Raw genomic sequence first — 11,926 nt, 5'->3', positions numbered from 1 at the left:
TTGGCCGCTGTCAGCCCTGTTTCGTATGCAGCATAATTGACGCATTATTGAAATTGGTATCGCATGAATCCCATCCTCATTAATAAGCTTCAGCGAAAGCTGGGCTACACTTTTACTCATCAGGATCTGCTGCAACAGGCATTAACTCACCGGAGTGCCAGCAGTAAGCACAACGAGCGTCTTGAGTTTCTTGGCGATTCCATCCTGAGCTTTGTTATTGCTAATGCGCTTTATCACCGCTTTCCCCGCGTGGATGAAGGCGATATGAGCCGTATGCGCGCGACGCTGGTAAGGGGAAATACCCTGGCTGAGATGGCGCGCGAGTTTGATTTAGGCGAATGCCTGCGTCTGGGGCCTGGCGAGCTGAAAAGCGGCGGATTCCGTCGTGAATCGATCCTTGCCGATACCGTTGAGGCGCTGATCGGCGGCGTGTTTCTCGACAGCGATATTCAGACCGTAGAGCAGCTGATCCTGAACTGGTATCAAAGCCGTCTGGATCAGATTAGCCCAGGCGACAAACAAAAAGATCCAAAAACGCGTCTGCAGGAGTATCTGCAGGGTCGTCATCTACCGCTGCCCTCCTATCTGGTGGTGCAGGTGCGTGGCGAAGCGCACGATCAGGAATTTACCATTCACTGTCAGGTGAGCGGCATGGCGGAGCCGGTGGTTGGCACCGGTTCAAGCCGTCGTAAAGCTGAACAGGCAGCGGCCGAACAGGCGCTGATTAAGTTAGGACTCGAATGAGCGAACAACAGATGCACTGCGGCTTTATTGCGATTGTCGGCCGCCCCAACGTTGGGAAATCGACGCTGCTGAACCAGTTGCTGGGGCAGAAGGTTTCCATTACCTCGCGTAAACCGCAAACCACGCGTCATCGTATTATGGGGATCCATACCGAAGGCGCATATCAGGCGATTTATGTCGATACGCCCGGCCTGCACATCGAAGAGAAGCGGGCCATTAACCGCCTGATGAACCGCGCCGCCAGTAGCTCAATTGGCGACGTAGAGCTGATCATCTTTGTCGTGGAAGGCACGCGCTGGACGGCGGATGATGAAATGGTTCTCAACAAGCTGAAAGAGAACAAAGTGCCGGTTCTGCTGGCCATCAATAAAGTCGATAACATTACCGATAAATCTATCCTGCTGCCGCACCTGCAGTTCCTGAGCGAGCAGATGGAGTTTATGGATATGGTGCCGATTTCAGCGGAAAGCGGTAAAAATGTCGATACCATCGCCAGCATTGTACGTAAGCGTCTGCCGGTAGCTGAACATCACTTCCCGGAAGATTACATTACCGATCGCTCGCAGCGCTTTATGGCGTCGGAAATTATTCGTGAAAAGCTGATGCGTTTCCTGGGCGCCGAGCTGCCCTATTCGGTAACGGTTGAGATCGAACGCTTCATTACCAACGAGCGCGGCGGCTATGATATTAACGGCCTGATTCTGGTTGAACGTGAAGGCCAGAAGAAGATGGTGATTGGCAATAAAGGCGCCAAAATCAAAACCATCGGTATTGAAGCCCGTAAGGATATGGAAGAGCTGTTTGAGATGAAAGTGCATCTTGAGCTGTGGGTTAAAGTGAAGTCTGGCTGGGCAGATGACGAGCGTGCGCTGCGTAGTCTGGGCTATGTTGACGACCTCTGATTGCTGAATGGAAGGCTGGCAGCGCGCTTTTGTCCTGCATGGGCGGCCCTGGAGCGAAACCAGCCTGATGCTGGATCTGTTTACCGAAAATCATGGTCGGGTGCGCGTTATTTCCAAAGGCGCGCGCTCTAAGCGCTCCCATCTCAAGGGGGCGCTACAGCCTTTCACGCCGCTGCTGGTTCGCTGGGGCGGTCGCGGCGAAGTTAAAACGCTGCGCAATGTGGAGGCGGTCTCGCTGGCTTTGCCCTTAAGCGGCACCACGTTGTACTGCGGCCTGTATGTTAACGAGCTGGTGGCGCGCGTGCTGGAGCATGAAACGCCCTTTCCCGAACTCTTCTTTGATTATCTCCACTGCATCCAGTCTCTGGCGCAGGCCAACGGCAGCCCGGAACCGGCGCTGCGTCGGTTTGAGCTGGCGCTGCTCGGTCATTTAGGTTATGGCGTCGATTTCCTGCACTGTGCCGGCACAGGAGAGGGGATTGAAGATGGCATGACCTACAGCTATCGTGAAGAAAAAGGGTTTATCGCCAGCCTGGTGATTAACCAACGCAGCTTTACCGGACGACAGCTGCGAGCGCTCGCTGAGCGTGATTTTCCGGATGGCGATACGCTGCGCGCGGCAAAACGCTTTACCCGTATGGCGCTAAAACCGTGGCTGGGTGGCAAACCGTTAAAAAGCCAGGAACTGTTCCGCCAGTTTATTCCGAAAAAGCGCGCTGAAACGCCGGATCGCCAGGAGTAAATAACGCGAGCGCCGAGGCGTTTCGCTACCTGAATAACCGCAACATTCTGAGGATTGTCATGGCTGAGTTGTTATTAGGCGTCAATATCGATCATATCGCCACCGTGCGTAACGCCCGCGGCACCCAATATCCCGATCCGGTTCAGGCGGCTTTTGTTGCCGAACAGGCGGGCGCCGACGGCATTACCGTACATTTGCGTGAAGATCGCCGTCATATTATCGATCGCGACGTGCGTCTGCTGCGGCAGACCATTGAAACGCGCATGAATCTGGAGATGGCGGTTACGGAAGAGATGTTAGCCATTGCCTGTGAGCTGCAGCCGCATTTCTGCTGCCTGGTGCCGGAAAAGCGTCAGGAAGTCACCACCGAAGGCGGTCTGGACGTAGCAGGCCAGCAGGCGCACATTCGCGCAGCGGTACAGCGTCTGAGCGCGGCGGGCATTCAGGTTTCCCTGTTTATTGACGCCGATGAGCGGCAGATTGATGCTGCCGTCGCAACGGGCGCGCCCTATATTGAAATTCATACCGGCGCTTACGCCGAGGCAGCAGAGGGCAGCGCGCGTGACGCAGAGCTGACGCGTATTCGTCAGGCGGCCAGCTATGCGGCGTCAAAAGGACTGAAAGTCAACGCCGGTCATGGCTTAACCTATCATAACGTCCTGCCGATCGCCGCGCTGCCGGAAATGCACGAGCTGAATATCGGGCACGCCATTATTGGTCGTGCTTTGATGAGCGGCCTGGCGGATGCGGTAAAAGAGATGAAGCAGCTGATGCGGGAAGCGCGTCGCTAATGGCTATTCTCGGACTGGGCACCGATATTGTCGAAATTGAGCGTATCGAAGGGGTGATAAGTCGTTCGGGCGATCGCCTGGCGCGCCGCGTGCTAAGTGAAAACGAGTGGCAGCAGTATCAGACGCACCAGCAGCCGGTGCGTTTTCTCGCCAAACGTTTTGCCGTCAAAGAAGCGGCGGCGAAAGCATTCGGCACCGGTATTCGCGGCGGCCTGGCGTTTAATCAGTTTGAAGTCTATAACGATGCGCTGGGCAAGCCGGAGCTACGCTTTTTTCAGCAGGCGGCGGAGCTGGCGACAAAGCTGGGCGTGCAAAACGTTCACGTCACGCTGGCCGATGAGCGTCACTACGCCTGTGCAACGGTGATTATCGAAGGTTGAGGCGGAAACGCCTCATACTGCGTGGTGGATAAGCACAAACTTTTCCCACAGCTGTTCACGATTTTCCTGCTGCGCTGGATCGGTCACGATGGTGTTATCGATCGGACAGACGCTCATACAGGTCGGCGTATCGTAATGCCCCACGCATTCGGTACACAGCCAGGGATCGATAACGTAAATTTCATCGCCCATTGAGATCGCCTGGTTAGGACACTCCGGTTCGCACATATCGCAGTTAATGCATTTTTTGGTAATCAGTAACGCCATGATGCTCCGGTCCTGTCTGAATAGCGTAAAGCGCGGTCATTATACGCCCGCTAACAGATCATACCAGTTTTTTTACCAGCGACTCGCTGTGACGAATATAGTTGGATGCACGCTCGGCATCCTGCTGCACCAGCGCCATAAACAGCAGATCGGTCAGCGCCAGCTGGGCCGAGGTGGAGGAAATCGCGGCGCTGCGCGTGCTCTGTTCTTCCGCCACGGTATACAAACAGTGGGTGGCGCACTGCTGCAGCGTGTTCGGCGTAAAACCGGTAAAAGCCAGCACATAGGCGCCCACGCGAACCGCTTCCTGCGCGGCAAGATTGATCTCTCGTCGTTCGCCGCTGTAGGAAATGGCCAACAGCAAATCTCCGGCGCGCAGCGCCTGCACGCTGGCCAGCAACGCATGCATATCCTGTTCGGCTACCGCGCTAATGCCGATTTTCATCAGCTTCCATGAAAAATCCTTCGCCACCAGGCCCGATGCGCCCATGCCGACCAGCACAATTCGATCGGCGCGCTTCATCAGATCGAGCGTCTCCAGCAGCTTATCTTCGCTGTTAATATCCAGCGTGGCGCGGATAGCGGAAACCTTTTCCGTAAACAGCTTTTCGCCGACCACTTTTAGCGGATCGCCGCTAAGAATATGGTTATGTACCGTAATCGCCTCTTTTGCCTGCAAAGATTCACTCAGCGCCAGCTTTAGCGCCGGGAAACCTTTATAGCCCAGCTTTTGCGCAAATTTAACCACGCTGGACTGACTGACGCCCGCCTCCTGCGCCAGCCGCGGCGAGCTAAGCTGACAGGCATGCGCGGGCTGCGCCAGAAGATAATCGGCCAGACGACGCTCATTCAGCGCCAGCCCGGAATAGAGTTGGCGGATGCGTAACAGGGCACTCATGGCAGACTCCTTCAGATTGATATAGCCAGCTAAAAGAAGCGGGCCTGCACGCCGCTTTAGCTACTTACCCGCTGAAGAATAAGCATAAAGCATTGTTTATGTAATTTTATAACGCGGATCAAAGCGGAAGCCAAATTACATTGCAATGGCGCTGCCGTTAGCCAGCGTTGGCTGCTACTGTCTACACTAATGAATGCTGAGGCGAAAGGCTGATTGAAGGAGAGCGGTTTAATGGCGGACTCGCAAAGACGAGTGGTATTTTTCGATCTGGACGGCACCTTACATCAACAGGATATGTTTGGCACCTTTATACGCTATCTGCTGTGGCGACAACCGCTTAATTTGCTGCTGGTGGTGCCGTTGCTGCCGGTGGTCGGTGCCGGATTGTTGATAAAGGGACGCGCGGCGCGCTGGCCGATGAGCCTGCTGCTATGGTCTGTTACCTTTGGCCACAGCGAAGCGGCGCTACAGCGCCGGGAGGCGAACTTTGCCCGCTGGTTCCGCCAGCGAGTGGTGGCGTTTCCGGTGGTAGTGCAGCGATTAACCGACTATCTCAGCAGCGAGGATGCCGATGTCTGGCTGATCACCGGCTCGCCGCAGCCGCTGGTGGAGCAGGTTTATTTCGATTCCGCCTTTCTGCCGCGCGTTAAGCTTATCGCCAGTCAGATGCAGCGAGGCTGGGGCGGACGGATCCTTAGCCTGCGCTGCCTTGGTCATGAGAAGGTCGTGCAGCTGGAAGAAAAAATCGGTACACCGTTACAGCTCTATAGCGGCTATAGCGACAGCAAGCAGGACAACCCGCTGTTGTACTTTTGCCAGCACCGCTGGCGCGTTACGCCGCTTGGCGAACTGCAACAGCTGGAATAATTTGGTCCGCTATCAGGTTTGGTTATAATGCCTGCCGCATTTTTCCGCTGGAGAGTACTGTGAGCGAAACAAGTGATGAATACTGGATGCGCTATGCATTGCAGCTGGCGCTTCGGGCGCGTGAACAGGGCGAAGTTCCGGTAGGAGCAGTGCTGGTACAGGGCGAACAGGTGATTGGCGAAGGCTGGAACCGGCCAATCGGCCAGCACGATCCGACGGCGCACGCTGAAATGATGGCGTTGCGTCAGGGGGGCAAAGTGCTGGAAAACTATCGCCTGCTGGATACCACGCTTTATGTCACGCTGGAGCCGTGCATTATGTGCGCCGGCGCGATTGTTCATAGCCGCATTGGCCGGCTGGTGTTTGGTGCCAGAGATGAAAAAACCGGCGCGGCCGGTTCGCTGATGGATATTTTGGGGCATCCGGGCATGAACCACCAGGTTAAGGTGGAGCATGGCGTGCTGGCTGACGAATGTGCCGCCATGCTCAGCGATTTTTTCCGCATGCGTCGCGAACAAAAACGTGCGCAGCGCCTGGCGCAACGTGAGGCGCAGCAGCAGGCGCATCACTCCTGAGGCCGCTTTAATTCATGGCTATATCAGGCGCTACCGCCGGATACCCGTCTCCGATAGCTGCTTCCAGCGCTTTGCGCTGGGCCAGCTTTTTCTCCTGCTCCTGCAGGTAGCCAACCAGGCTGAGCTGGTACTTGCGGATATTCTCCACGTAGTTATAGGCTTCGTGACCCCGTGCATAGCCGTAGGCGGTCTGGCTGTAGTAGCGTTTCTGGCTCAGCATCGGCAGACGTAGCTTAACGTCTGCCCAGCTATCTGGATTGCCGCCCTGTTTTTCGGTCAGCTTACGCACGTCCAGCATATGAGCGTAACCCATGTTATAGGCCGCCAGTGCAAACCAGATACGTTCATCTTCCGGCACGGAAAAGGGGACTTTTTCCATCATGCGCTGCAGATATTCACTGCCGCCGCGAATACTCTGCTCCGGATCGAGACGATCGCTCACCTCCAGGCTGTCGGCGGTGTTGCGTGTCAGCATCATCAGACCGCGCACGCCGGTTGGCGAGGTTGCCTGCGGGTTCCAGTGCGACTCCTGATAAGAGATAGCCGCCAGCAGCCGCCAGTCTATTTCGGTCGCATAGCGTTCAAACAGTGGCCTGATAGCGGGCAGAATATCGTCAATCGCGCGCAGAAAAGTGCGGGTATCGACATAGTCAAAAGCGCCGACATGGCCAAGATACTTCTCTTCCAGCCGGGCCATCGCACCTTCCTCTTCCATCTGGCTAAAGAAGTCGAGCATCGCGGCGTACAGGCTGTCATCCGTATTGCGCTGCATATACCAGGTTACGGGCTCTTCATCGGTAATATCAAACGCCACCGCCAGCTGCGGGTGGATACGTTGCAGCAGGCCGATGGTGACGGAATCGCCAATGGTATAATCAAGCTCGCCTTCCGCTACCGCTTCCAGCAACGCTTTCGGTCCCTGATCGGTAGAGATAGCCCAGTCCAGATCGGGATACTGGCTTTCTTTTATGTTGCGCAGCGTGGTCATATAGGCGGAACCGGAAGCAACCGTTAGCCGTCCTTTAAGGTTGCCAAGATTCTTCGGACGCGGCGTGCCGATGCGGTAAACCAGCTGCTGCGAGACAGAATAATAGCTGGGGCCGGTACGAAAGCGCGCCAGCCGCTCGCTGTTATAGATCAGGCCGGCAGCCAGCAGATCGGCATCGCCATCATCAAGATCGTCGAACAGGTCGTTCAGATTCTGCCGCACGGTAACCTGCAGCGTCACGCCCAGATAATCGGCGAATCGCTTCGCCAGCTCGTAATCCATTCCGGCCGGTGCGTTATTGACGGTGTAGTAAGTCAGCGGAGAATTAATGGTACTAATTCGTAGCACTCCCCGCGATTTTATCTGCGCAATTTTATCCTGCGTCCCGCCGTACCACGGGATGGTTGGCCAAAGCGCTACTGCCAGCAGCACGGTGATCAACCCGATAAGCAGATAATTAATTTTCAGGCGTTTCAAATAGTTATCTCTCGGTGGCTCTCAGGCCTCTGTCTCTTCGGGCAGCGTTTGTTATCTATTAAATCCCAGAGCGTGGGGCATTTTGCGCAACAAAGCGGCATAGAGCAACTTTAATAGCAGGAATCGCGCAATTTTCAGGCTATTTCGCAGCGCGGAAATTTCCACGCAAACGGTTTCGTTAGCGACCCCGTTTCTTTATAATATCGTCCGTTTTCCCTGTTGCGCCCAAAGAAGCGTCCTCCGGCGCTTCGAAGACGAGAGATCTTAATGATGGAAATTCTGCGTGGTTCGCCCGCTCTGTCGGCATTTCGTGTAAACAAACTGCTGACCCGTTTTCAGGACGCTCACCTGCCGGTGAGTGATATTTACGCCGAGTATGTCCATTTTGCCGATGTCAGCGCACCGCTGAACGCAGAAGAAAAAGCCCGCCTGCAACGTCTGCTGAAATACGGCCCTTCTCTCGCCGAACATGCGCCACAAGGGCGTTTGCTGCTGGTAACGCCCCGTCCGGGCACCATTTCTCCCTGGTCTTCTAAAGCCACCGACATCGCCCACAACTGCGATTTGCCGCAGGTGCGTCGTCTTGAGCGCGGGCTGGCTTTTTATGTGCAAGCGCCGCAGCTAACCGCAGCGCAATGGCCGCAGCTGGCCGCGCTGCTGCACGATCGCATGATGGAAACGGTGTTTAGCGAACTACACGCAGCGGAAAAACTGTTTGTGCAGCAACAGCCGCAGCCGCTGCAGAGCGTTGATATTCTGACGCAGGGCCGTGCGGCGCTGGAAGCGGCTAATCAGAAGCTGGGCCTGGCGTTAGCCGATGATGAAATCGACTATCTGCTGGCGGCGTTCGAAAAACTGGGGCGCAACCCGAACGATATAGAGCTGTATATGTTTGCTCAGGCTAACTCTGAGCATTGCCGCCATAAAATTTTCAATGCGGACTGGGTGATTGATGGCGTATCGCAGCCGAAATCCCTGTTCAAAATGATTAAAAACACCTTCGCCGCCACGCCAGACTATGTGCTGTCAGCCTATAAAGATAACGCGGCGGTGATGGAAGGCTCGGCGGTGGGACGCTTCTATGCGGATGCGCAGCAGGGCGTTTACGATTTCCATCAGGAACCCACCCATATTTTGATGAAGGTGGAAACCCATAACCATCCAACCGCTATTTCGCCCTGGCCGGGCGCGGCGACCGGCTCCGGCGGCGAAATCCGCGATGAAGGCGCCACCGGCCGCGGCGCCAGGCCGAAAGCGGGGCTGGTGGGCTTCTCGGTTTCCAACCTGCGTATTCCCGGCTTTGAACAGCCGTGGGAAGAGGATTTCGGCAAGCCCGATCGTATTGTCAGCGCGCTGGACATTATGACCGACGGCCCGCTGGGCGGCGCGGCATTCAATAATGAGTTTGGTCGTCCGGCGCTGAACGGTTATTTCCGTACTTACGAAGAGCGCGTGAACAGCCATAATGGCATCGAGCTGCGCGGCTACCACAAGCCGATTATGCTGGCGGGCGGTATCGGTAATATCCGGGCCGATCACGTGCAGAAAGGGGAAATCAGCGTTGGCGCGAAGCTGATCGTGCTGGGTGGGCCGGCGATGAATATTGGCCTGGGCGGTGGCGCCGCCTCGTCGATGGCTTCCGGCCAGTCCGATGCCGATCTCGATTTTGCTTCAGTGCAGCGCGATAACGCGGAAATGGAGCGGCGCTGTCAGGAGGTTATCGACCGCTGCTGGCAGCTGGGTGAGCAGAACCCGATTCTGTTTATTCATGATGTCGGCGCTGGCGGCCTGTCGAATGCGATGCCGGAGCTGGTAAGCGACGGCGGACGCGGCGGGCGTTTCAACCTGCGCGATATTCTTAACGATGAGCCGGGCATGAGCCCGCTTGAAGTCTGGTGTAACGAATCGCAGGAGCGCTACGTGCTGGCGGTATCGCCAGACAAGCTGGCGCTGTTCGATCGCCTGTGCCAGCGTGAACGCGCGCCGTACGCGGTGATTGGTGAAGCGACGGAAGAACAGCATTTAACGCTTGCCGATAGCCATTTCGACAATCAGCCTATCGATATGCCACTGGATCTCCTGCTGGGTAAAACGCCGAAGATGACGCGCGACGTAAGCCGTCAGCAGGCGCAGGGAGAAGCGCTGGTACGCGACGGCGTTACGCTGGAAGAGGCGGTTAAACGCGTGTTACATCTGCCGACCGTGGCGGAGAAAACCTTCCTGATCACCATTGGCGATCGCAGCGTAACCGGTATGGTTGCACGCGACCAGATGGTCGGCCCGTGGCAGATACCGGTCGCTAACTGTGCGGTCACTACCGCCAGCCTCGACAGCTATCATGGCGAAGCGTTTTCCATTGGCGAGCGTGCGCCGGTCGCGCTGCTGGACTTTGCGGCCTCGGCGCGCCTGGCGGTGGGAGAGGCGCTGACTAACCTGGCGGCAACCGATATTGGCGCACTGAAACGCGTGAAACTCTCGGCTAACTGGATGGCCGCCGCCGGACATCCAGGCGAAGATGCTGGCCTGTACGATGCGGTAAAAGCTATCGGCGAAGAGCTGTGTCCGGCGCTGGAGTTGACCATTCCGGTGGGTAAAGACTCGATGTCGATGAAAACCCGCTGGCAGCAAAATAATGAACAGCGTGAAATCACCGCGCCGCTGTCACTGGTCATTACCGCCTTTGCCCGCGTTGAAGATGTGCGCCGTACGGTAACGCCGCAGCTGCAGGCGGCAGAAGATAACGCGCTGCTGCTTATCGATCTGGGTAAAGGACATAACGCGTTAGGAGCTACTGCACTGGCGCAGGTGTTCCGTCAGCTGGGCGATAAGCCGGCCGACGTGCGCGACGTGCAGCAGCTGGCAGGGTTTTTCAGGGCGATGCAGGCGCTGGTTCAGGCTGGAAAACTGCTGGCCTATCATGACCGCTCCGACGGTGGCCTGCTGGTAACGCTGGCGGAAATGGCGTTTGCCGGCCACTGCGGTATCGAGGCGGACATCGGGACGCTGGGCGCGGATGCGCTGGCGGCGCTGTTTAATGAAGAGCTGGGCGCAGTGATTCAGGTGAGCGCGCAGGATCGCGCAGCGGTAGAAGCGCTGCTGGGCGAACATGGTCTGAGCGACTGCGTTCACTACCTTGGCAAGGCGCTGCCGGGCGATCGTTTCGTGATTCGCGCGGGCGATAACGCCGTGTACAGCGAGAGCCGCTCTACGCTGCGCGTCTGGTGGGCAGAAACGACCTGGCAAATGCAGCGCCTGCGTGATAACCCGGACTGTGCCGATCGCGAACATGAAGCGAAAAAAGATGATAACGATCCGGGGCTAAACGTTCATCTTACCTTTAAGCCGCAGGAGGATATCGCCGCTCCCTTTATTGCCCGCGGCGCACGGCCAAAAGTAGCCGTGCTGCGTGAGCAGGGCGTCAACTCGCACGTTGAAATGGCCGCTGCTTTTCATCGCGCCGGTTTTGATGCGGTGGACGTACATATGAGCGATCTGCTGGCAGGACGTATCGGCCTGGAAGAGATGCAGGCGCTGGTAGCCTGCGGCGGTTTCTCGTATGGCGACGTGCTGGGCGCAGGCGAAGGCTGGGCGAAATCAATTCTGTTTAACAGCCGCGTACGCGATCGGTTCGAAGCGTTCTTTCATCGCCCGCAAACCCTGGCGCTGGGCGTCTGTAACGGCTGTCAGATGATGTCTAACCTGCGTGAGCTGATCCCAGGCAGCGAACTATGGCCGCGCTTTGTACGCAACCAGTCCGAGCGTTTTGAAGCGCGCTTCAGCCTGGTTGAGGTGGCGGCCAGTCCGTCACTGTTGCTGGAGGGCATGACCGGTTCGCGTATGCCGATTGCCGTATCGCACGGTGAAGGCTTCGTCGAGGTGCGTGACAATGCTCATCTTGCCGCAATGGAAGCAAAAGGCGTGGTGGCGCTGCGTTTTGTCGATAACTACGGCAAGGTAACCGAAAACTACCCGGCGAACCCTAACGGCTCGCCAAACGGAATTACCGCCGTCACCAGTGAAAACGGCCGTGTGACCATTATGATGCCGCATCCGGAACGCGTATTCCGTACCGTGAGCAACTCCTGGCATCCGGCCGAGTGGGGCGAAGACGGTCCGTGGATGCGTATTTTCCGTAACGCGCGTAAACAGCTGGGATAATTTATTCCCCATTATCAGCCGCACCGGTTTCCGGTGCGGTTTTTTTATTTCCAGCGCCGTTGTTGCTAAACCGCGACAATGCGGGCTCTGGGGTGTCTCTAAACGGAGACATATAACTAGTTGATATTGCATTGCTA

General features: G+C 56.6%; 11 protein-coding genes. 8 read left to right on the top strand and 3 right to left on the bottom strand.

From position 1 onward, the window contains the following. Window positions 1-63: 63 nt before the first annotated feature. From rnc to acpS, 5 genes are read left to right on the top strand one after another with little or no spacing between them, the layout of a single operon-like run. Entirely contained in the window at window positions 64-744 is a 681-nt protein-coding gene (rnc, locus tag COO59_RS12415) for a ribonuclease III (RefSeq protein WP_103060105.1), read from the top strand. Next, the gene (gene era, locus COO59_RS12410; protein WP_103060104.1) at window positions 741-1,646 is read left to right on the top strand and encodes a GTPase Era; all 906 of its coding nucleotides are present in this window, start codon (window positions 741-743) and stop codon (window positions 1,644-1,646) included. The genes rnc and era overlap by 4 nt, the downstream gene beginning before the upstream one ends. A 7-nt stretch (window positions 1,647-1,653) precedes the next feature. Continuing rightward, window positions 1,654-2,388, top strand: a complete 735-nt coding sequence (recO, locus tag COO59_RS12405) for a DNA repair protein RecO (RefSeq protein ID WP_103060103.1) — start codon at window positions 1,654-1,656, stop codon at window positions 2,386-2,388. A 59-nt stretch (window positions 2,389-2,447) separates the two neighbouring features. Further along, window positions 2,448-3,179 carry a pyridoxine 5'-phosphate synthase gene (gene pdxJ / locus COO59_RS12400; RefSeq protein WP_103060102.1) on the top strand — a complete coding sequence of 244 codons (732 nt, stop codon included), beginning with the start codon at window positions 2,448-2,450 and terminating at the stop codon, window positions 3,177-3,179. Then, window positions 3,179-3,559, top strand: a complete 381-nt coding sequence (acpS, locus tag COO59_RS12395; protein ID WP_103060101.1) for a holo-ACP synthase — start codon at window positions 3,179-3,181, stop codon at window positions 3,557-3,559. The genes pdxJ and acpS overlap by 1 nt, the downstream gene beginning before the upstream one ends. Window positions 3,560-3,571: 12 nt before the next feature. Here acpS and COO59_RS12390 read toward each other — a convergent pair whose 3' ends face one another. Together COO59_RS12390 and COO59_RS12385 are read right to left on the bottom strand one after the other, a co-directional pair. Then, complete coding sequence (locus tag COO59_RS12390) at window positions 3,572-3,826, bottom strand: YfhL family 4Fe-4S dicluster ferredoxin (RefSeq protein ID WP_103060100.1); 255 nt, start codon at window positions 3,824-3,826, stop codon at window positions 3,572-3,574. 58 nt (window positions 3,827-3,884) lie between these two features. After that, the gene (locus COO59_RS12385; RefSeq protein ID WP_103060099.1) at window positions 3,885-4,724 is read right to left on the bottom strand and encodes a MurR/RpiR family transcriptional regulator; all 840 of its coding nucleotides are present in this window, start codon (window positions 4,722-4,724) and stop codon (window positions 3,885-3,887) included. 231 nt (window positions 4,725-4,955) lie between these two features. Between COO59_RS12385 and yfhb the strand changes: the two genes are divergently transcribed. Both yfhb and tadA read left to right on the top strand, forming a co-directional pair. Next, window positions 4,956-5,591, top strand: coding sequence for a phosphatidylglycerophosphatase C (yfhb, locus tag COO59_RS12380; protein ID WP_103060098.1), 636 nt, complete (start codon window positions 4,956-4,958; stop codon window positions 5,589-5,591). A 59-nt stretch (window positions 5,592-5,650) separates the two neighbouring features. After that, entirely contained in the window at window positions 5,651-6,166 is a 516-nt protein-coding gene (gene tadA, locus COO59_RS12375; RefSeq protein WP_103060097.1) for a tRNA adenosine(34) deaminase TadA, read from the top strand. 7 nt (window positions 6,167-6,173) lie between these two features. Here tadA and mltF read toward each other — a convergent pair whose 3' ends face one another. Next, the gene (gene mltF, locus COO59_RS12370) at window positions 6,174-7,631 is read right to left on the bottom strand and encodes a membrane-bound lytic murein transglycosylase MltF (RefSeq protein ID WP_103060096.1); all 1,458 of its coding nucleotides are present in this window, start codon (window positions 7,629-7,631) and stop codon (window positions 6,174-6,176) included. Between the two features lie 267 nt (window positions 7,632-7,898). On the opposite strand from mltF, the gene purL reads away from it, so the two are divergent. Beyond that, the gene (gene purL, locus COO59_RS12365; RefSeq protein ID WP_103060095.1) at window positions 7,899-11,789 is read left to right on the top strand and encodes a phosphoribosylformylglycinamidine synthase; all 3,891 of its coding nucleotides are present in this window, start codon (window positions 7,899-7,901) and stop codon (window positions 11,787-11,789) included. Window positions 11,790-11,926: the final 137 nt, after the last annotated feature.

Origin of the sequence: Mixta theicola, from assembly GCF_002895925.1 — a bacterium.
GTDB lineage: Bacteria > Pseudomonadota > Gammaproteobacteria > Enterobacterales > Enterobacteriaceae > Mixta > Mixta theicola.
The sequence above is the reverse complement of the archived record's forward strand: the minus strand, read 5'-3'. Positions and strand labels throughout refer to the sequence as shown.

What these genes read in the sequence shown, in the direction of transcription:
- rnc (WP_103060105.1), top strand. Translation starts at nt 64, where the DNA reads ATGAATCCCATCCTCATTAATAAGCTTCAGCGAAAGCTGGGCTACACT.
- era (WP_103060104.1), top strand. Translation starts at nt 741, where the DNA reads ATGAGCGAACAACAGATGCACTGCGGCTTTATTGCGATTGTCGGCCGC.
- recO (WP_103060103.1), top strand. Translation starts at nt 1,654, where the DNA reads ATGGAAGGCTGGCAGCGCGCTTTTGTCCTGCATGGGCGGCCCTGGAGC.
- pdxJ (WP_103060102.1), top strand. Translation starts at nt 2,448, where the DNA reads ATGGCTGAGTTGTTATTAGGCGTCAATATCGATCATATCGCCACCGTG.
- acpS (WP_103060101.1), top strand. Translation starts at nt 3,179, where the DNA reads ATGGCTATTCTCGGACTGGGCACCGATATTGTCGAAATTGAGCGTATC.
- COO59_RS12390 (WP_103060100.1), bottom strand. Translation starts at nt 3,826, where the DNA reads ATGGCGTTACTGATTACCAAAAAATGCATTAACTGCGATATGTGCGAA.
- COO59_RS12385 (WP_103060099.1), bottom strand. Translation starts at nt 4,724, where the DNA reads ATGAGTGCCCTGTTACGCATCCGCCAACTCTATTCCGGGCTGGCGCTG.
- yfhb (WP_103060098.1), top strand. Translation starts at nt 4,956, where the DNA reads ATGGCGGACTCGCAAAGACGAGTGGTATTTTTCGATCTGGACGGCACC.
- purL (WP_103060095.1), top strand. Translation starts at nt 7,899, where the DNA reads ATGATGGAAATTCTGCGTGGTTCGCCCGCTCTGTCGGCATTTCGTGTA.